Genomic DNA, 19,198 nt, shown 5'->3' with positions numbered 1-19,198 from the left:
TTCGAGGATTGGCCGCAACGACAATAAGCGAGGGAAAACTGACAATGACGCAGGAAAGGGTGGTCGCCGAGCTTGGGGTGCTGATTTACCCCGGCGCCCAACTGGCGGCGGTGCACGGTTTGACCGATCTGTTCGGCGTCGCGCAGCGGATTGCGGCCGAGCAGGGCGGCGCGCAGTTGCCACGGTTGCTGGTGAGCCATTGGCGGGCGGAGAGCGGCCAGGCACCGCTGCGGGTATTCGCCAGCGAAAGCGGCACGGCGCATAGGCTGGCCGCATTGCTGATTCCGCCCTCCATTGCCGGTTTCAGCGAAGGGCTCGTGTCCCCGGCGCTGATGGATTGGCTACGAACGCAGCACGCCGGTGGCACGGTGTTGGGCGGTGTGTGTGTCGGCTCGATCCTGCTCGCCGAAAGCGGCTTGCTCGATGGACGCAGCGCCACCACCCATTGGACATCGGCCAAGTCCTTCGCCGAGCGTTACCCGAAGATCAGGCTCGAGGCCGATAAACCGATTGTCGACGACGGCGACCTGATCACCACTGCCGGGCTGATGGCCTGGTCGGAGTTGGGCTTGCGCCTGGTGAACCGCTTGCTGGGCCCGAGTATCGCCACACGTACGGCGCAATTTCTGGTGATCGAACACAGCGACAGCGCCAGCGAGTGCGGCAGTAACTTTGCGCCCATCCTCGGGCATGGCGATGGAGCGATCCTCAAGGTCCAGCACTGGTTACAAGGCAGCGGCGCGGTGGATGTCTCCCTGGCGGCGATGGCGGAACAGGCCGGGCTGGAAGAACGCACGTTCCTGCGCCGGTTTCGCAGCGCTACCGGGCTCAAGCCTACGCAATACTGTCAGCACCTGAGGGTTGGCAAAGCCCGGGAGATGCTCGAGTTCACCAATGGCACCATTGAGCACATTGCCTGGACCGTCGGCTACCAGGACCCGGGGGCTTTCCGGGCGACGTTCAAGAAAATCACCGGGTTGGCGCCGAGTGATTATCGGGCGCGGTTCGGAGTGGGGCCGGCCGGCGTTTCAAAGCTGTAGCAAATTCATTGTGGCGAGGGGATTTATCCCCGTTGGGCTGCAAAGCAGCCCCAATCTGACATTGCGATATGCCTGGCAAGTCTGCACCAACTTCTTTGGGACTGCTGCGCAGCCCAGCGGGGATAAATCCCCTCGCCACAAGGAGGCTGCGCCGATTCAGAGTATCGTGCAATTCGCCGGATCGTGGTGCCATGTCGTGCAGAATGAAACAGGCCAGGTGCCACCAGCGTTGCCGTAACCCCCCTGTTTTTCTTGCCGCCAGTCCCGCGCCAAGCGGTTGGCCTGATCTCTGCACCCCTGTTACCCACAGCCATCGAGCGCAGGTAAAAGGGCAACGCATGACGTCGGTCAATCGCAACAAAACGGTAGTGGCCCTGTCGGTCAATCCTCATGCACCGCTTCACGAGGTGCAAACCAATCGCGCGCTGGCCCGCTGGCTGGCGCAGATCCTCGGCGTCGAATACGGTGGCAGCTACGACGAGCAGCAGCCCGGCCAGCGAGGTTTGTACCTGCTGCCCACGCAGACCCTGATCGGCCGCGACGCCGCGCAGCGCCTGGGGGTCAATGGCCCGGATGACCTGTGGGGCGGCTTCGTCGAGCATGATTTCATTTGCACCAAGGCGATCGCCCACGGTCTGTTGAACAAGGAGGCGGTGGCGCCCCAAGGCTGGTCGCCGTTGTTCGCCAAGCTGACCCGAGGCGCCGTGTTGGATGGCGTGAGCGTGTTTTCCCTGCGGGATGCGCGTCCGGCGGCCGAGCAACTGCTGTACACCGGGCCGATCCGCCTCAAGCCGATCCATGCCTGTGCCGGACGTGATCAACGGGTCATCAAGAGCCTGGCGCAGTTCGATGAGGTGGTCGCCAGCCCCGAGGCCCAGGCGTTGTTTCGCGACGGCGTGGTACTGGAGCAGAACCTTAGCCAGGTCAAGACCCAGAGCGTCGGCCAGAGCTTCATCAACGGCAAGGTCATGAGTTATTGCGGTGTGCAACACCTGACCGAGGACAGTCAGGGGTTGGAGGTGTATGGCGGTTCGGACCTGCTGGTGGTGCAGGGCGGCTACATCGAGTTGCTCAAGCTGGAGTTGCCCGACGATGTGCGCGAGGCGGTGCGCCTGGCGCAGGTGTTTGACGATGCGGCCAACCAGGCCTATCCGAACTTCTTCGCTTCGCGCAGAAACTACGACATCGCCCAGGGCCTCGATGCCGCCGGCCAGCCGCGCGGCGGTGTGCTGGAGCAGTCCTGGCGCATGGGCGGGGCCAGCAGCGCCGAGTTGGCGGCGCTGGAGGTGTTCGTCAACGACCCCACGACCACCGTCGTGAACGTGTCTTCGGTCGAAACCTACATCGACCAGCCGCTGCCACAGGGCGCTCGGGAGGTGTACCGCGGCGCGGCACACAATGGCGACTTCCTTCTCAAATACGTGACGGTTCAATCCTATGACGGCTAGAAGCGAAACCATTCAGATCGAAATCGACGATGAGCGGATGAACGGGACGTTCCTGAGCCCCAAATCGAAAGTCCCCGGCGTGCTGTTCGTGCACGGCTGGGGCGGGAGCCAGGAGCGCGACCTGGAGCGGGCCAAGGGCATCGCTGGCCTTGGCTGCGTGTGCCTGACCTTCGATTTGCGTGGCCATACCGGCGGGGCGGGAATCCCGCTGTCGCGGGTCACCCGGGAAGATAACCTGCGGGACTTGCTCGCGGCCTATGACCGACTGCTGGCGCACCCGGCCCTCGATACCTCGGCGATTGCCGTGGTGGGCACCAGCTACGGCGGTTACCTGGCTTCGATCCTGACCTCGCTGCGACCGGTGCGCTGGCTGGCCCTGCGGGTGCCGGCGCTGTACCGCGACGAGCAATGGCACACGCCCAAGCGCGACCTGGACAAAGGCGACCTGCTGGATTATCGCAGCACCCTGGTGCACGCCAGCACCAACCGCGCCTTGCATGCGTGCTCGCAGTTCAGCGGTGATGTGTTGCTGGTGGAGTCGGAGACCGATGACCACGTCCCCCACGCCACCATCATGAGTTACCGTGCGGCGTGCCAGCAGACCCATTCACTGACGCACCGCATCATCGACGGCGCCGACCATGCCTTGAGCGACCCCGTGTCACAACAGGCCTACACCTCGATCCTGGTGGACTGGATCAAGGAAATGGTGGTGGGAGAGCGGTTGAGCATTATCCAGGCGCGGTAGTGGTGTGGTGTCTGTGCGGGCCCCTTCGCGAGCAAGCCCGCTCCCACACGGAGTCTTCACTGGCCCACAAATCAGCACTCACCACGAACCTCATGTGGGAGCGGGCTTGCTCGCGAAGGGGCCAGGCCAGACAACCTCCCAATCAAGGCTTCACTTCACCCCAGGCTTGACCCGCAATGCCTTGGCCTTTGCCTCGATCAGCAGGTACATCACCACGGTGATCAACAACGGCAGGATGAAGTAGATCGCCCGGTAGGCGATCAGGCCCGCCAGCAGGCTGCCCCGCGACACTTCATGTTGCAGCAGTGCGATGAACACCGCCTCCAGCACCCCGAGCCCCGCCGGAATGTGGGTGATGACACCGGCGATGCTGCTGATCAACAGCACGCCGAGCACCACCGGGTACTCCAGCTTGCTCGGCAACAGGGTGAAGATCACCGCCGCCATCAACGACCAGTTCAACGCGCCCAGCGCCAGTTGCAGCACGGCCATGCGCAGCGACGGCAGGTTGATTTCCATGCCGCGAATCGTCCAGGCCCGGCGCTTGGAGAACTGGCAGGCCAGCAGGTAACCGGCGCTCACCAGCAGCAACAGCACGCCGACGCCCTGCAAGGCCGTGCTGCTCAGCTTCCAGCCGGGCGGCATGGTTACCAGGCCACTGCTGAACACCACGCCGGCCAGGGTCATGTAGCCGAACCAGTTCGTCGCCAGGCTCAGCCCGAGGATTTTGGCGATGTTCCCTGTGCTGACGCCCAGCCGTGAGTACAACCGATAGCGCATGGCGATGCCGCCGACCCAGGCGCTGAGGTTGAGGTTGAAGGCGTAGCTGATCACCCCCACCGGCAGAATCTGCCGCCAGCCGAGCTTCTGGCGGATGTAGGTGCGTCCGATCAGGTCGAAGCAGGCGTAGGTGATGAAACTGGTGATCGTCAACGCGGCAGCGATGACCAGCGTCCGTACCTTGAAATCGGCCAGGGTGTCGAACACTTCGGACCAGTCGATGCGCCGGGCCAGGGCTGTGAACAGCACGATCAACAGCAGGAAGAACGCCAGGGTCAGCGGCCGTTTCCAGCGGCTCCAGCGCGACGCGGGCTTGTGCTCGTCCCGGACCTGGGCATCAGCTGGCGCGGTGTGCGCCTCAGAGTGGTTCATGGGGTTCGCTCCGAACCGCCGTCGGCGGCGAGAAAGGTTTCAGACGCGGTTTATGGGCCGGCAGCCAGCCGGCCCAGGACGGGAAGTGGCGTAGGAAGTGGAACACCATGAAACCGATGGTCATGCGCCACAGCAGGCCACGTGGGGCGTGGTCCTTGGGCATGACCGTGCAGTGGTTGCGGATCAGGTAGTCGAGGCGCTCGAACAGCTCGCGGTTGAACGCCCGGTCGCGGATCAACACATTGGCTTCCAGGTTCAGCGACAGGCTCAAGGGGTCGAGGTTGCTCGAGCCCACGGTGCTCCAGTCCTCGTCCACCAGCGCGACCTTGCCGTGCAGCGGTCGCTCGCAATATTCGCAGATCACCACGCCGGCCTTGAGCAGGTAGCTGTAGAGCATCCGCGCCGCGAGCTTGGCGATCATCATATCCGGCTGGCCCTGCAGGATCAGCCGCACCTCCACCCCGCGCCGTGCCGCGTTGCGGATCTCGCGCAGCAACCGGTAGCCGGGGAAGAAGTAGGCGTTGGCGATCACCACGCGCCGCTTGGCGCTGCGCAGCACTTGCAGGTAGACCTCTTCGATGTCGGTCTGGTGCTCATGGTTATCGCGATAGACCAGTCGCACCTGGCCGTCATGATCGCTGAAGGCCAACTCGTTGCGCCGGCTGCGGCGCCGTTGCCACCAGTATTTGGCCCGGGCCGGACGACCGCTCTGCATCAAGGCGAAGTGATGGATGTCGACCACCGCCGGGCCTTTGATTTCCACCGAATAGTCTTGCTTGGCCTCGGGGCCGAAATCGCCCAGGTGGTCGGCGGAAAAGTTGATCCCGCCGATGAACGCGATCACCCCGTCGATCACCACCACCTTGCGGTGCAGGCGGCGGAACCAGTTGGTGCGGATGCCCAAGTGAAGAGGCGCGGGGTCGAACATCTGCAGGCGCACGCCGGCATCGCTCAACGAGGCGAGGAAGTTGGGCGTCAGCTCGCCGCAGCCGAAGCCGTCCAGGCTCAGGGTGACACGCACACCGCGCTGGGCCGCATCCACCAGCAGGTCGCGCAACTCGTTGCCGACCTTGTCCTCGAACAGGATGAAGGTCTCGATGAGCACTTCCTTCTCGGCCCGGCGGATGGCCTCGAACACCCGGGGGAAATACGCCTCGCCGTTCTCCAGCAAGGTGACGCGGTTGTTGCCGTGCCAGCCGTATTCGACGTCCACCAGTGCCGGGTTGCGCTCGGTGGGCGGAGCCTCGACCTGCTCCACCGTCGCCTTGTTCATCGTCGCGCTCATAGTTCGATCTCCACCGACAACGGTGCGTGGTCTGAAAGGTGCGACCAGGGCCTGACATTCAGCACCTGGGCGTGACGGGCCTTGAGGTTGCGCACGTAGATGCGGTCCAGGCGCAACAGCGGCAGGCGCGCCGGGAAGCTGCGGGCCGGCTTGCCCCATTGTTCGGTGAACACTTCACGCAGGCCGGCGGGTTCGAGCAAGTCACTGGCCTTGCCGCGCCAGTCGTTGAAGTCGCCGGCGACGATCACCGGGGCCTCGGGCGGCAGTTCGCTCAAGCGCTGGCAAAGCAGCTTCAACTGCGCGACCCGATGGCTTTCGCGCAGCCCCAGGTGAACGCAGATGGCATGGATCTGCGGCCCATCGCCGCTGGGCAGGCGCAACACGCTGTGGAGCATGCCGCGGTTTTCATGGCCGCTGATGGACACGTCGAGGTTTTCATGGTGCACGATCTGGAATTTCGACAGCAGCGCGTTGCCGTGGTCGCCCGCCGGGTACACCGCATTGCGCCCATAGGCGAACTGCGGCCAGAGGCTGTCGGCCAGGAATTCGTACTGGGGCATGCTCGGCCAGTTGGCGAAACGCTGGGGATGGTGTTCGTGGGTGCCGTGGACTTCCTGCAGGAACACCACGTCGGCGGAGACGCTGCGCACCGCTTCGCGCAGTTCCGGCAGGATGAAGCGGCGGTTCAGGGCCGTGAAACCTTTGTGGGTGTTGACCGTCAGCACGGTGAAACGCTGGGTCGGGACCAGGTCTCGGCGGGTGTCCTGGTCGGGCTCGCGGGTCGCTTCGGTGGACTGGGTAATGTTCATGCCAGGACTCCCTCGGCCGGGCGCACGCCGGGTGCGGTGGCGAGGTCCTTGTCCAGGTCGAAGCGCTCCAGCAAGTGGCGCGCGTCATAGGGCGCGCGGACCTTGATGTCGTTGTCGAAGTAGCAGAACACCTCACGGCTCTTGCGGGCTCGAGGTTGCTTCTGCGGGTCGATCAGGTGCGCGTCGTCCGGCTGCGTGCCGTGGCTCCAGGCTTGGATCCGGTCGCCCCAGCGCTTCAACGCCGCGTCGGTATAGCCGCTGGCGTACAGCTCTTCGGCGCCGTGCAGGCGCAGGTAGACGAAGTCGCTGGTGACGTCCTCCCGATAGGGCCATTTGCCGGCGGTGTCGGCGATCACCAGGGCGATGTCGTAACGCCTGAGCAGGGTGATGAAGTGCGGGTCGATGAAGCTGTCGTGGCGGATCTCGACGGCGTGGCGCAACCGGCGTTTTTTATCCGCCGTCGTGCTGGCGTGGCCGTCCAGGCGCGGTTCGTGCTCGCGGGCGAGGGTCGCGGCGCCTTCGGTGTCGTGGGGCAGCTGCTTGAGAAAGTCCTCGAACAGTTCGGGGTCGAATTTGAAGCTCGGTGGAAACTGCCAGAGGATCGGGCCGAGTTTCTCCTTGAGCTCCAGCACGCCGGAGGCGAGGAAGTTGGCCAGCGGTTTGTGCACCTCGCGCAAGCGCTTGATGTGGGTGATGAAGCGGGGCGCCTTGACGCTGAACACGAAGCCGGACGGCGTCTCGGCATACCACTGGGCATAGCGTTCGGGGCGTTGCAGGGCGTAGAACGATCCATTGATTTCGATGCTGTTGACCGCTCGCGAGGCGAATTGCAATTCGCGTTTTTGAGTCAGCCCCTTCGGGTAGAAGTCCCCCCGCCAAGGCGTGTAGCGCCAACCGGAAATACCAATGTGGATCGCCGTCATGTGTCCCTCCCGTGCCATTGACCTCGTACCGCTGGTGTCTTGTTGATGACTGTCAGGCGAGGCAGAAAGTTTCGGGCAGGTGCCCGGTGGACGCGGCAAGGCTTTCTGTGGCCACAGGGTTGTGTATTGACCCGTGGAGCGAACTTGCTCGCCCGATAGGGATCAGTTCCTTACCGATTCCCATCAAGGAGCCTCGCGTGTTGTCTCGATTGAGCCGTGTATTGCTGTTGGTATTGCTGGCGCTGACCGGCAGCATCGCCTACGGCGCAGCCGCCATTCCCGGCACTGCCGCGCCCAGTGAAGCCCCTGCAGAGCCCGAACCTTTGGTCCAGGGCGGCCTGCTCGGCGCCATCAGTTCGAGCATCGACGACGTCCAGGACAAGCTCGACCTCAACCAGAGTCTGGTGGATGCCTGGCGCCTGCGGGCGGATCGGGCGGCGGATGAGGTGGACCGGCTGGTGGACCAGACGGCCCGTTCGTCCTGGCGAGTGACGGGGGATTTCCTGTTGCTGTCGGGTGTCTGGATCGGCGCGTTTGCCGTGCTCTGGTCGGGCGCGCGGCTACTGGTGCGGCGCCTTGGCGGGGGTCGCTGGCTGCGCACGCGCCAGCGGGTTCGGGATGTGCTCGGCTACGTGTTGCCCTACACCGTCCCGGCACTGCTTTGCCTGCCGTTGACCCTGTATGTCAGTCACTTCCTGCAGGTCTCGGTCGGCCGGGCCCTGGCCCTGTGCTTTGCCTACGCCACCAGCAGCGGCATTTTCTCCACCTCGGTGTTGCTGTGCGTCATCGTGATGTTCAACGCCGGGCACAAGCGCCGGGCGGTGGCGATCATCCGGCACCTGAGCCCCCGGCCGCTGTTCATGATCGGCTTTCTCGCCGCCCTCAGCGATGCCTTGACCAGCCCGCAGATCGCCCGGCAACTGGGCGGCAACATCACCAGCAGCGTCGCGGTGTTCACCGGCCTGCTGGCGTCGATGATCTTTGGCTGGCTGGTGATTCGCCTGCGGCGCCCGGTGGCCCACCTGATTCGCAACCGATCCCTGGCCCAGCGCTTGAAGCAACCGGCCTTGCAGGAGTCGCTGCGGATTTTTTCCGGGCTCTGGTACTGGCCGATCCTGCTGATGGTACTGGTGTCGGCGGTGAGCCTGATCGGCGTCGGCGAGGACAACCAGAAAGCCCTGCGTTGTGCCTTGTTCACAACCATCCTGCTGATTGCGACGGTGTTTCTCAGCACGGTGTTCCAGCACGTCTTCAAGTCGCCCAAGGCCGAGGCCATCCAGCGCAGCAGCGCCTACAAGGGGCGGCTGCTGAGCCTGTTGCACGCGTTGCTGCGAATTGTCCTGGCCGTGGTCTTCATTGAAGTCCTCGGGCGGATCTGGGGGATCTCGCTGTTCGAGTTCGCCTCGCGCAACGCCGTGGGGCGGGCGATCAGCGATTCCCTGAGCCGCATCGGCCTGATCTTCCTGGTGACCTGGCTGATGTGGGTGGTGCTCGATACGGCGATCCAGGAAGCCTTGAAGCCGCCGCTGAACAAGCGTGGCGCCCGCCAGCCCAGCACGCGGATCAAGACCATCCTGCCGCTGTTGCGCAACGCGGCGAAAATCATCCTGGTGGTGATCTGCGCGATCACCACCATGGCCAACCTGGGGATCAACGTCGCGCCGTTGCTGGCCGGTGCCGGGGTCGTGGGGCTGGCGATCGGCTTCGGTTCACAGCAACTGGTGCAGGACGTCATCACCGGCCTGTTCATCATCATCGAGGACACGCTGTCCATCGGCGACTGGGTGGTGCTCGACTCCGGTCACGCTGGCACCGTCGAGGGCCTGACCATTCGCACCCTGCGCCTGCGCGACGGCAAGGGCTTCGTGCATTCGGTGCCGTTCGGCCAGATCAAGGCCGTGACCAATCAATCGCGGCAATTCGCCTTTGCGTTTTTCTCCGTGCAGTTCACCTACGACACCGATGTCGAGGAGGCCATCGAGCTGATTCGCGAAGCCGGGCGTTCGATTTCCGAGGACCCGTTCCTCAAGTTCAACCTGCAAGGGCCGCTGGATGTGTTCGGCGTCGACCGGATGGACCTCAACGGCGTGGTCCTCACCGCCCAGTTCCGTACGGTGTCCGGTGGGCAGTACGCGGTGAGCCGGGCGTTCAACCAACGCTTGAAGAAGCTTGTGGATAACCATCCGGCGGTGCACTTCGCGCAGACTTATCCACAGCAGGTGATGTTGCCGAAGCGCTTGGTGCAAGAGCCCGGGGAAGAGGAAGCGTTGCCCGAGCGACCTCGATAGTGGCATCGGCGTGGGGTGATGCTGATGGCCCCTTCGCGGGCAAGCCCGCTCCCACAGGGAAATGCATCTTCACAGGGAAATGCATTCTGACAGGGGAATACATTTCAACTGTGGGAGCGGGCTTGCCCGCGAAGAGGCCCGCCCAGACACCCTCAACCTTTCTGATCGTTCCCACGCTGCGCGTTCGATCCTCAACCTTTGTGAATGAGTTTGCTCCGGATATCAGCCATCGCCTGCGCCTCCAGTTCAACCCAGAACAGCACCTTCCCGGCCACCTGCGCCGCGACCGGCACGCCATCGCGATACACCAGCCGATTGCTCGCCAGCGCCGGCACCTTCGCCCCCGGCAGTAGGGTGCCGGCGAGGTTCAGCGGGTCCACGCCACACACGGCAACCACGCTGCTGTCGGCCGGGCGGCGGCGCACTTCGCGTAGCAGGGGGATCGCCTCGGGCAGGGCGAATTGTTCGCCGGCCAGGCCACTGACAAAACGTCCTCCGCGGATTTCCCCCCGCGCCTCCAGGCGATGGAAGGTGCGCAGCAACTCACGCCAGCTCGGCAGCCAGTCGGCCTCGCGCTCCAGCAACCGCCAGAACACCACGCCGTAGCGGCGCAGCAGGGTCATGGCAATGTGTTCCAGGGTTTCGGGCGGCGTGGGCGCGTGCCGTTTGCCTTCTGCGGGCGCCGGCGGGTTGCGGCGCAGCAGGGCCCAGCGCCCGGCGTCGTCCATGCCGCCGACAAACGCCCCGCGCCCGCGCCGGCTGCTGCGGGTCTGACGCTTGCTGGCGGGGGTGATCAACGCGCGCAAGCCGGCGAAGCTGTCGGCATTCACCAATCCGGCGCCCACCAGTTCCTGCAAGGCCATTTCCAGCTCGGTGCGCAACAGGTGGGCTTCGTGCAGCAACTCGTCGAAAAACAAAGCACCGTGGTCGCTGAGGGCCTGATGGACCTTTTGCGTCTTGGGCGACAGCTCGCTGACGGGCGTCTGCTCGGCCAGGCTGCTCCACAACGCCACCTGGCTGCGTGGCAACAGCACCACCGGCGTGCTGCGCAGGGCGCTGGCGGCGAGCTTCTGCCGCGCGCTCAAGCGTGTCCAGACCACCTTGCCGCTGCGGCACAGCTCATCGAGCCAGTTGGCTGAGTAGTCCTTGATGCGCGCGGGCAGCAGGTCGCTGTCCCAGGCCACAGCGGCCGCCGGATAACCTTCGAACTGGCTGACGATGGACGGCAGTACGGCGCTGCCACGGCCTTGGGTCGAGGGCGACAGGTGCTGCCAGTCGAACAGAAAACGCATGAAGTCCTGCAAGCTCACCGGTTCGATTTCCCGGCGCAGGCGTTTGACGGTGTAGCGGTGGATACGCGCCAGCAAATGCCGTTCGCACCATTCTTCCTGACCGGTCCCCGGCGTGAACCGCCCACGCAGCACATAGCCTTGCTGTTCCAGGTGCGCCAGGGCCAGGGTGACCTGTGGCGTCGACAGCCCCAGCGGGTAGGCGATGGCCGTCAGCGGCAGCGGGCCGAAGGCGCTGAGCCGGGCGCGGAGCATCTCCACCACGGCATCGTCGTGTTCCCAAGGCTCATCGAAACCGGTCAGGGGCGCCAGCGGTGGTTGCCAGCGGGCCTGTGGATAAACCGCCTGCGCGCACGTCAGCCGCTCCAGGGCCACCCAAAGGCCGCGTTCGGCGCTGATCTGCACGTGGCTGGCGCGTCCCTGTTCAGCCAGCGTCTGCAACCAGCCATGCCAGGCCGGGTGGGCGCTGGCTTCGCTGTCGGTAATGCCGGCCAGGCTCATCAGCGCTTCGTGCATTTCATCGAGATTGGCCGGGGTCGGCCAGGCTTCTTCGCGCACCGACTCGATGGCTTCGGCGTCCAGGGCACCGAGGTCATCGGTGGCGTGCGGATCGCTCCAGCGCCGGTTGATCACCGCCTGGGTGCGCCGTTCTTCCAGCGGCGCGTCGTCGAGAAAGGTGTAGGGCCGGGCGCTGAGGATTTCTGCCGCCAGGGGCGAAGGCGCGGGCAGGTCACGACTGATCAGCCGCACTTCACCGGCCTCCATGCGCCGCAGCAGCGCCAGCCAGCCTTCGCTGTCCATGGCTTCGTGCAGGCAGTCGTCGAGGGTCTGTTCCACCAGCGGGTGATGGGGGATTTCCCGCTCACCGGCCAGGTTTTCCAGGCACGCGATCTGGTCGGGGAAGACGCTGGCGATCAGGTCTTCGCTTTTCATTCGCTGGATCTGCGGCGCGACTTTGCGCCCGCCGGTGTAGCGCGGCAAGGCCAGGGCCACGCCGGCGTTCCAGCGCCAGCGCACGCCGAACAACGGCGCGTCGAGGACCGCCTGGACAAGGATCTGCTCGGCGCTGTGGCTGTTGAGGTAGCGCCAGACCTCGTCCAGCTCGAAGCTGTGGCTGGTGGACAGCGACAGCACGATGGCGTCTTCGCTGGCGGCGGCCTGCAGCTCGAAATTGAAGGTGCGGCAGAAGCGCTTGCGCAGGGCCAGCCCCCAGGCGCGGTTGATGCGGCTGCCGAACGGCGTGTGGATGATCAACTGCGTGCCGCCGGACTCGTCGAAGAAACGCTCCATCAACAGAGTGTCCTGGGACGGCAGCGCGCCGAAGGCCAGGCGCGCCGGAGCCAGGTAGTCCAGCAGTTGTTCGGCGCTGGCCAGGTTCAGGCCCAAGGTGTCGGTGAGCCAGTCGAGGGCCGGTTGCAGGTTGCCCGGCGTGGCGCTGAGCCGTTGATCCAGCTGTGCTTGCAGGCGAGCCACGGCCAGGGACAGTTCAGCGCTGCGCCCCGGCGCTTCGCCGAGCCAGAACGGGATGGTCGGCGGCTGGCCCTGGGCGTCCTCGACGCGCACGCGGCCGGCCTCGACACGAATGATGCGGTACGAGGTATTGCCCAACTGGAACACGTCGCCGGCGATGCTCTCCACCGCGAAGTCTTCGTTGACGCTGCCAATGTTCAGCCCCTGGGGTTCGAGCAGCACGCTGTAGTCGGCGTTGTCCGGGATGGTGCCGCCGCTGGTCACGGCGGTCAGCTTGCTGCCCCGGCGCCCGCGCAGGGTCCGGGTCACGGCGTCGCGGTGCAGGTAGGCGCTGCGCACGCCTTGGCGGCCATTGAGGCCTTCGGCGAGCATGTGCAGCAGCGCCTGGTAGTGTTCGTCGTCCAGCTGGGCGTAGGGCGAGGCGCGGCGGAATGTGTCCAGGAGTGCCTGTTCCGGCCATTCCTGGCAACTGACCTCGGCGACGATCTGCTGGGCCAGCACGTCCAGCGGCGCCTCGGGAATGTGCAGGATGTCCAGTTCACCCCGGCGCACGCAGTCGAGCAGGGCGACGCATTCGATGAGGTCGTCGCGGGTGGTGGCAAACAGGCGGCCCTTGGGTGTGCCGCCGACGTGGTGCCCGGAGCGGCCGACCCGTTGCAGGAACGCCGAGATCGAACGGGGCGAGGCGATCTGGCACACCAGGTCGACGTCGCCAATGTCGATGCCCAGTTCCAGGGACGCGGTGGCGATCAACACCTGCAGTTCGCCGCGCTTGAGGCGTTGCTCGGCGTCGAGGCGAAACTCTTTCGCCAGGCTGCCGTGATGGGCGGCCACGGCGTCCTTGCCCAGGCGCTCGCTCAAGTGCCGGCTCAGGCGCTCGGCCAGGCGGCGGGTATTGACGAACACCAGGGTGGTGCGGTGCGCCCGCGCCAGTTCGGCGAGGCGGTTATAGACCAGTTCCCAGACGTCGTTGGCCATCACCGCCGACAGCGGCACGGGCGGTACTTCGATGTCCAGGTCCCGAGGGCGGGCGTGGCCGATGTCGACGATTTCACACGAACGGCCTTCACCCACCAGAAAGCGCGACACCGCTTCGATGGGTTTTTGCGTGGCGGACAGGCCGATGCGCACCAGCGGTTCGGCGCACAGGGCTTGCAGGCGTTCCAGGCTCAAGGCCAGGTGGCTGCCGCGTTTGCTGGCGGCGATGGCGTGGATTTCATCGACGATGACCGTGCGCGTGCTGCCGAGCATCTGCCGGCCGGAGTCGGAGCCGAGCAGGACGTAGAGCGATTCCGGGGTGGTCACCAGGATATGCGGCGCAGTCTTGCGCATCGCCGTGCGATCTTTCTGCGGCGTGTCGCCGGTGCGCACGGCGGTGGTGATGGGCAGGGGCGGCAAGCCCATCTGGCGCAGTTGTTCGGTGATGCCGGCCAGGGGATTTTGCAGGTTGATCTGGATGTCGTTGCTCAAGGCCTTGAGCGGCGAGACGTAGACCACCAGGGTCTGGTCCGGCAAGCCACCCTGTTCGAGGCCGCGGTGCACCAGGTCGTCGAGCACCGCGAGAAACGCCGTCAGGGTCTTGCCCGAACCGGTGGGCGCGGCCACCAGGGTCGAGCGACGCTGGCTGATCAACGGCCACGCCTGGGCCTGGGCGGCCGTGACCGCCGGGAATGTCTGGCTGAACCAGGCGCGGACGGCGGGGTGAAAGCCCGCCATGGCGTGGTCGGCTGCAAGGGGCAGATTCATAGGAGCAGTTATGCGGGTGGGGTGGGGAAGATGCAAGTACCGGCTGAGATCTCTGTCGACAGAGAGGGCCCTTTCGCGGGCAAGCCCGCTCCCACAATTAATCGGGTTTCGTCAGACCAAATGCGGTCGACTGTAGGAGCGGGCTTGCCCAGGCGGCGATCCGACGAAGAGGGCCTGAAGGACAGCCCACCTCCAGGATCTGCACATTACGGATGACGGTTGCGCACTAAACCCGCAAAATGCAACGATTCCGGCAACGCCTGCGGGCGTTGTCGACCAAATTCTTGTGCCAACAGACTGGGCCTGCTGACTTTATGCGAATGCGCCTTATGTTACTGGGCGGCGGAAATGCCCTTGGGCAGGCGCTGATTCGCCTCGGTGCAGAAGAAGACATCGGTTTTCTTGCCCCCCGCCCACCTGAAGACGGTTGGGATGCCGCGAGCCTGACGCAGTTGCTCGACGACACCCGGCCGGACGCCTTGATCAACCTGGCGTACTACTTCGACTGGTTCCAGGCCGAGGCTGTCAGCGAGCAGCGCCTGACCAGCCAGGAGCGCGCCGTCGAGCGCCTGGCCGAACTGTGCCAGCACCACAACATCATCTTGCTGCAACCGTCGAGCTATCGGGTGTTCGACGGTTCCCGCGCAACGGCCTACAGCGAAAAGGACGAGCCGGTGCCCCTGGGCCTGCGCGGTCAGGCGTTGTGGCGGATCGAACAAAGCGTGCGCGCCACCTGCCCGCAACACGTGCTGCTGCGATTCGGCTGGTTGCTGGACGACAGCGCCGACGGCATCCTCGGACGCTTTCTGGCCCGGGCCGAACAGCCGGAAGAACTGTTGCTGGCCGACGACCGTCGGGGCAATCCGACGCCGGTGGACGATGCGGCGCGGGTGATCATTTCGGTGCTCAAGCAACTCGATTGCGCAGCGCCGCTGTGGGGCACCTATCATTACGCCGGGCATGAGGCGACCACGCCGCTGGCGCTGGGCCAGGCGATCCTGACCGAAGCCCGGGCCCTGCATCCGCTGGCGATCGAGTCGCCCACGGCCCAGGCCCACGCTGCACGCCCGGACGCCGCGCAAGAACCGCAACACGCGGTGCTGGCCTGCAAGAAAATTCTGCACACCTTCGGGATCAAGCCCCGCGCCTGGCGCGCGGCGCTCCCAGGCTTACTGGATAGGTTCTATCGCCATGGCTGACGGCCCTGTTTTAATCACCGGCGGTGCGGGTTTCATTGGTTCGCACCTGACCGACGCCTTGCTCGCCAAGGGACATTCGGTGCGCATCCTCGATGACCTGTCCACTGGCAAGCGCAGCAACCTGCCGCTGGATAACCCGGCCGTCGAGCTGATCGAAGGCGACGTCGCCGATGCCGCCCTGGTCGCGCGGGCCATGGTCGGTTGCAGCGCCGTGGCGCACCTGGCCGCGGTGGCCTCGGTGCAAGCCTCGGTGGACGACCCGGTGCGTACGCACCAGAGCAATTTCATCGGCACGCTCAATGTCTGTGAGGCCATGCGCCAGGCCGGCGTGAAGCGGGTGCTGTTCGCCTCCAGCGCGGCGGTCTATGGCAACAACGGCGAAGGCCAGTCCATCGACGAGGACACGCCCAAGGCGCCGCTGACGCCGTATGCCTCGGACAAACTGGCCAGCGAGTTCTACTTCGATTTCTATCGCCGCCAGCACGCGCTGGAGCCGGTGGTGTTCCGCTTCTTCAACATCTATGGCCCGCGCCAGGATCCGTCCTCGCCGTATTCCGGGGTCATCAGCATCTTCAGCGAACGGGCGCAGAAAGGCCTGCCGATCACCGTGTTCGGCGACGGCGAGCAGACCCGGGATTTTGTCTACGTCGAAGACCTGGTGGACTTGCTGGTGCAAGCCATCGAGAAACCGGACGTGGAAGTGGGCGCGGTGAACGTCGGCTGGAACCAGGCGACGACCCTCAAGCAGTTGCTTGAGGCGCTGGCGGCGGTGATCGGCAACTTGCCGCCGGTCAGCTACGGCCCGGTGCGTTCCGGTGACATTCGCCACTCGCGGGCCGACAACCAGCGGTTGTTGCAGCGCTTCAGCTTCCCACCGCAGACGCCGATGAGCGTAGGCCTGGCGCGGCTGTTGGGCCGCTGATCTGCGGCCAATAGAAACAACTGTGGGAGCGGGCTTGCTCGCGAAGGCGTTCCGTCAGTCACATTCAAGTGACTGACCCTCCGCCTTCGCGAGCAAGCCCGCTCCCACATTGTTTGTGTCGCTATCGAGTTTGGCTTAGAACTTGTAGCCCAACCCCACCATGTAGATCCATGGATCCACGTCGACATTCACCTTGGCCCGGGTCCCGCCGGCCACGGCGTTGTTGTCGACATACGCCGTGGTGTCGATGTCGATGTAGCGCACCTGGCCGTTGATCATGATGTTGTCGGTCAGCATGTAGTCGGCGCCCACTTGCCACGCCATGCCCCAGCTGTTGCTCGCGCGAAAGTTGCTGAAGCCGTTGGCGCTGGCTTCGCTGCCGACGTGTTCGTCATAGATCCAGGTGTAGTTGATGCCGGCGCCGACATAAGGTTGGAAAGCCGACTTGGCGTCAAGTGGGTAGTAGACCAGGCTCAAGGTCGGCGGCAGGTGCTTGAGCGTGCCGAGCTTGTTGTTGGCTGCGCCCAGGGCGGTGCCCTTGATCTTCACGTCGTGCTCGAACGGCGAGGCCGCCAGCAATTCGATACCCAGGTTGTCGGTGATCATGTAGGCGAAGTTCAGGCCCAGTTGCGTGTCGCTGCTCATGGTCGCCTTGCCGCCCAGGTCGGCACCGGCCAGCGGGCCGCGGTCGACCTTGACGCTGCCGCTGTCGGCCTCTGGATTGACGGTAATGGCACCGGCGCGAACGATGATATCGCCGGCGGTGTGGGCCTGGGCGAGTGGGGCTGCGAGCGCGAGGGCAAAGAGGGAAGCGCTGAGCAAGGACTTGTGCATGGGGGCTCCAGAGGACATTTCAAAAGGGATGTCCCATGGTACGGAGCCGCCTGGCCCGGTCTTTTGACACAGCTCAATGAGTCTTGGTCGATTAATTGACTCAGCTCAATGAAATGATGATGAGCAAGCCTTGACGGCCCCATCGCGAGCAAGCTCGCTCCCACACAGGTCGCATAGGCACTGAGCTCTCCTGTGGGAGCGAGCTTGCTCGCGATAGCTATCTGACGGACTGCCCATCACCACCCGATTCACTCCGGCAGTTCATACACATAGATCTTTTCGGCCTCCATCTGATACCCGGCATCGGCCAGTTCGCTGGTGGATGGCTTGACCTGCATCGGCCCTTCAACCCAGTAGGGCTGGTACAACTCGTCGAGTTTGACCCCGACTTCGCTCTTCACATGCACGATCTGGTTGGAGGGCGGTGGCGGTACATGGATGCAGGCGCCGAAGTACGGCACCAGCAGGAAGTCCGTGGTGCGACCTTCCTCGCTGACTTCCAGCGGCACGATGTAGCCCGGCAAGCGAATCCGCTGGCCGTCTAGTTCCTTGACCACCGGTGCGTTGGGCAGGTCCTGCCTGGCCGCGGGGGCGGACTCGGCGGCCAGGGCATTGCCCATCTGCGACAGGTCGTGCAGCGGGGTCATGTTCGGCACTTCCGGCGGTGCGCCCGCCGGGATCATTTCGGTCCAGGCCAGGTCCCTCGGCTCGGCCGCCCAGAGGGGCAGGGCGACCATCATCAACAGCGCAAACAGGGCGCGGGGCATCTTCACGGTCCTCATAAACGGATCGACAAGCCATCGGCCAGCGATTGGCGATAGGCGCGCCAGGCCGGCACGCTGCCCATCAGCAGGGCGGCGACCAGGATGCCAGCCATGAGCGTCCATTCATATTCGCTCGGCCAACCCAGCGGCAGATACAGGCCATAGGCCGACTGTACATAACCCTGGGCGGCACCGATGCCGATGTACAGCAGGGCCAGTCCGGCGACCACCCCGGCCAGCGCCAGGGCGAAGGCTTCGAGCACCAGCAGGCTCGCGATGTGCCACGGTCGCGCGCCCACCGACCGCAGGATGGCCATTTCCCGACGCCGCTCGTTGAGGCTGGTGAGAATCGCCGTGAGCATGCCGATCAAACCGGTCAGGACCACGAACAGCGAGATCACGAACAAGGCTTTTTCCGCCGTGCCCATCAGGCTCCACAATTCCTGCAGGGCCACGCCGGGCAGGATCGCCAAGAGCGGTTCGCCACGGAACTCATTGATCTCGCGCTGCAAGGCAAAGGTGGAAATCTTGCTGTTGAGGCCGAGCATGAACGCGGTGATGGCTTGCGGCGTGAGGTCCATGTTGCGCGCCTGGTCGGCGCTGATGCGACCGTTGCCCTGGGCCGGCACGCCGTTTTTCCAATCGATGTGGATCGCTTCCATGCCGCCGAGGCTGATGTGCAGTGTGCGGTCCACCGGGGTGCCGGTGCGCTTGAGAATGCCCACCACGGTGAAGGGCTTGTCGTCGTGCTTGACCAGGCTGATCGCCGCGACTCCATGGGCCAGCACCAGTTTGTCACCGAGCTTGTAGTGCAGCGCCTCGGCCACTTCGGCGCCGAGCACCACTTCGAAAGGGTCGGTGGCGAAGGCCCGGCCATCGGCCAGTTCCAGGTGTTGCTGGCGGCCATACTGGTAATGCTCGAAATAGGCCTCGGTGGTGCCCATCACCCGGTAACCGCGATGGGAGTCGCCGAGGGACATGGGAATCGCCCACTTCACTTTCGGGTTGCTGGCGAAGTGTTCGAAGCTGTCCCAGCGGATGTTGTTGGTGGCGTTGCCGATGCGAAACACCGAATACAGCAGCAGGTTCACCGAGCCGGAACGGGCGCCGACGATCAGGTCGGTGCCGCTGATGGTGCTGGCAAAACTGGCCCGCGCCTCGGTGCGCACCCGCTCCACCGCCAGCAGCAGGCAGACGGACAGGGCGATGGCGAACACGGTGAGGATCGCGGTGAAACGACGGTTCGCCAGGCTGGCCATGGCAAGACGGAACAAATACATC

At 64.8% G+C, this 19,198-nt stretch carries 14 protein-coding genes; 6 read left to right on the top strand and 8 right to left on the bottom strand.

The genetic code is table 11. From position 1 onward, the window contains the following. The first annotated feature begins 44 nt into the window (after positions 1–44). The 3 genes from V5F23_RS24950 to V5F23_RS24940 all read left to right on the top strand — a co-directional run bounded on the left by V5F23_RS24950 (position 45) and on the right by V5F23_RS24940 (position 3,236). Positions 45–1,040, top strand: a complete 996-nt coding sequence (locus V5F23_RS24950; RefSeq protein WP_212803081.1) for a GlxA family transcriptional regulator — start codon at positions 45–47, stop codon at positions 1,038–1,040. 338 nt (positions 1,041–1,378) lie between these two features. Beyond that, positions 1,379–2,488 carry a DUF3182 family protein gene (locus V5F23_RS24945; RefSeq protein WP_047736377.1) on the top strand — a complete coding sequence of 370 codons (1,110 nt, stop codon included), beginning with the start codon at positions 1,379–1,381 and terminating at the stop codon, positions 2,486–2,488. Continuing rightward, positions 2,478–3,236 carry an alpha/beta fold hydrolase gene (locus V5F23_RS24940; protein ID WP_338496901.1) on the top strand — a complete coding sequence of 253 codons (759 nt, stop codon included), beginning with the start codon at positions 2,478–2,480 and terminating at the stop codon, positions 3,234–3,236. The genes V5F23_RS24945 and V5F23_RS24940 overlap by 11 nt, the downstream gene beginning before the upstream one ends. 150 nt (positions 3,237–3,386) lie before the next feature. On the opposite strand, the gene V5F23_RS24935 is transcribed toward V5F23_RS24940, so the two are convergent. From V5F23_RS24935 to V5F23_RS24920, 4 genes are read right to left on the bottom strand one after another with little or no spacing between them, the layout of a single operon-like run. Further along, entirely contained in the window at positions 3,387–4,388 is a 1,002-nt protein-coding gene (locus V5F23_RS24935) for a lysylphosphatidylglycerol synthase domain-containing protein (protein WP_042732723.1), read from the bottom strand. After that, on the bottom strand, positions 4,375–5,673 hold the full coding sequence (gene clsB / locus V5F23_RS24930; protein WP_047736374.1) for a cardiolipin synthase ClsB: 1,299 nt from the start codon (positions 5,671–5,673) through the stop codon (positions 4,375–4,377). The genes V5F23_RS24935 and clsB overlap by 14 nt, the downstream gene beginning before the upstream one ends. Then, the gene (locus V5F23_RS24925) at positions 5,670–6,482 is read right to left on the bottom strand and encodes an endonuclease/exonuclease/phosphatase family protein (RefSeq protein ID WP_053144071.1); all 813 of its coding nucleotides are present in this window, start codon (positions 6,480–6,482) and stop codon (positions 5,670–5,672) included. Before V5F23_RS24925 ends, clsB begins: the two co-directional genes overlap by 4 nt. After that, positions 6,479–7,405 (bottom strand): DUF72 domain-containing protein, encoded by a 927-nt coding sequence (locus V5F23_RS24920; RefSeq protein ID WP_338496898.1) that lies wholly within the window; start codon positions 7,403–7,405, stop codon positions 6,479–6,481. The genes V5F23_RS24925 and V5F23_RS24920 overlap by 4 nt, the downstream gene beginning before the upstream one ends. Before the next feature lie 200 nt (positions 7,406–7,605). Between V5F23_RS24920 and V5F23_RS24915 the strand changes: the two genes are divergently transcribed. Then, a complete protein-coding gene (locus V5F23_RS24915) occupies positions 7,606–9,693 on the top strand; it encodes a mechanosensitive ion channel family protein (RefSeq protein WP_042729461.1) in 2,088 nt (695 codons plus the stop codon). A gap of 191 nt (positions 9,694–9,884) precedes the next feature. On the opposite strand, the gene V5F23_RS24910 is transcribed toward V5F23_RS24915, so the two are convergent. Then, positions 9,885–14,198, bottom strand: a complete 4,314-nt coding sequence (locus tag V5F23_RS24910) for a DEAD/DEAH box helicase (RefSeq protein WP_338496896.1) — start codon at positions 14,196–14,198, stop codon at positions 9,885–9,887. A 314-nt stretch (positions 14,199–14,512) separates the two neighbouring features. Between V5F23_RS24910 and V5F23_RS24905 the strand changes: the two genes are divergently transcribed. Together V5F23_RS24905 and V5F23_RS24900 are read left to right on the top strand one after the other, a co-directional pair. Continuing rightward, positions 14,513–15,397, top strand: coding sequence for a sugar nucleotide-binding protein (locus V5F23_RS24905; RefSeq protein WP_042729460.1), 885 nt, complete (start codon positions 14,513–14,515; stop codon positions 15,395–15,397). Beyond that, a complete protein-coding gene (locus V5F23_RS24900) occupies positions 15,390–16,319 on the top strand; it encodes an NAD-dependent epimerase/dehydratase family protein (protein WP_042729457.1) in 930 nt (309 codons plus the stop codon). The genes V5F23_RS24905 and V5F23_RS24900 overlap by 8 nt, the downstream gene beginning before the upstream one ends. Positions 16,320–16,454: 135 nt before the next feature. Here V5F23_RS24900 and V5F23_RS24895 read toward each other — a convergent pair whose 3' ends face one another. The 3 genes from V5F23_RS24895 to V5F23_RS24885 form a co-directional block, all read right to left on the bottom strand. Beyond that, positions 16,455–17,153 carry an OmpW family outer membrane protein gene (locus V5F23_RS24895; protein ID WP_042729456.1) on the bottom strand — a complete coding sequence of 233 codons (699 nt, stop codon included), beginning with the start codon at positions 17,151–17,153 and terminating at the stop codon, positions 16,455–16,457. 248 nt (positions 17,154–17,401) lie between these two features. Beyond that, complete coding sequence (locus tag V5F23_RS24890) at positions 17,402–17,920, bottom strand: DUF3299 domain-containing protein (RefSeq protein ID WP_042729455.1); 519 nt, start codon at positions 17,918–17,920, stop codon at positions 17,402–17,404. Between the two features lie 11 nt (positions 17,921–17,931). Next, positions 17,932–19,197 (bottom strand): ABC transporter permease, encoded by a 1,266-nt coding sequence (locus V5F23_RS24885; RefSeq protein ID WP_338496893.1) that lies wholly within the window; start codon positions 19,195–19,197, stop codon positions 17,932–17,934. Position 19,198 lies beyond the last annotated feature (1 nt).

The sequence above is a fragment of the Pseudomonas sp. WP18 genome, from assembly GCF_036689585.1.
Lineage (GTDB): Bacteria > Pseudomonadota > Gammaproteobacteria > Pseudomonadales > Pseudomonadaceae > Aquipseudomonas > Aquipseudomonas chlororaphis_E.
Note: the sequence above shows the minus strand (reverse complement) of the source record. Positions and strands in the feature narration are given on the sequence as shown.

Bases quoted from the DNA above. Each gene is read 5' to 3' on its own strand.
- V5F23_RS24905 (WP_042729460.1), top strand. From the start codon at position 14,513: ATGCGAATGCGCCTTATGTTACTGGGCGGCGGAAATGCCCTTGGGCAG.
- V5F23_RS24890 (WP_042729455.1), bottom strand. From the start codon at position 17,920: ATGCCCCGCGCCCTGTTTGCGCTGTTGATGATGGTCGCCCTGCCCCTC.
- V5F23_RS24895 (WP_042729456.1), bottom strand. From the start codon at position 17,153: ATGCACAAGTCCTTGCTCAGCGCTTCCCTCTTTGCCCTCGCGCTCGCA.
- V5F23_RS24940 (WP_338496901.1), top strand. From the start codon at position 2,478: ATGACGGCTAGAAGCGAAACCATTCAGATCGAAATCGACGATGAGCGG.
- V5F23_RS24945 (WP_047736377.1), top strand. From the start codon at position 1,379: ATGACGTCGGTCAATCGCAACAAAACGGTAGTGGCCCTGTCGGTCAAT.
- V5F23_RS24910 (WP_338496896.1), bottom strand. From the start codon at position 14,198: ATGAATCTGCCCCTTGCAGCCGACCACGCCATGGCGGGCTTTCACCCC.
- V5F23_RS24900 (WP_042729457.1), top strand. From the start codon at position 15,390: ATGGCTGACGGCCCTGTTTTAATCACCGGCGGTGCGGGTTTCATTGGT.
- V5F23_RS24925 (WP_053144071.1), bottom strand. From the start codon at position 6,482: ATGAACATTACCCAGTCCACCGAAGCGACCCGCGAGCCCGACCAGGAC.
- V5F23_RS24885 (WP_338496893.1), bottom strand. From the start codon at position 19,197: ATGTATTTGTTCCGTCTTGCCATGGCCAGCCTGGCGAACCGTCGTTTC.
- V5F23_RS24950 (WP_212803081.1), top strand. From the start codon at position 45: ATGACGCAGGAAAGGGTGGTCGCCGAGCTTGGGGTGCTGATTTACCCC.
- clsB (WP_047736374.1), bottom strand. From the start codon at position 5,673: ATGAGCGCGACGATGAACAAGGCGACGGTGGAGCAGGTCGAGGCTCCG.
- V5F23_RS24920 (WP_338496898.1), bottom strand. From the start codon at position 7,405: ATGACGGCGATCCACATTGGTATTTCCGGTTGGCGCTACACGCCTTGG.
- V5F23_RS24935 (WP_042732723.1), bottom strand. From the start codon at position 4,388: ATGAACCACTCTGAGGCGCACACCGCGCCAGCTGATGCCCAGGTCCGG.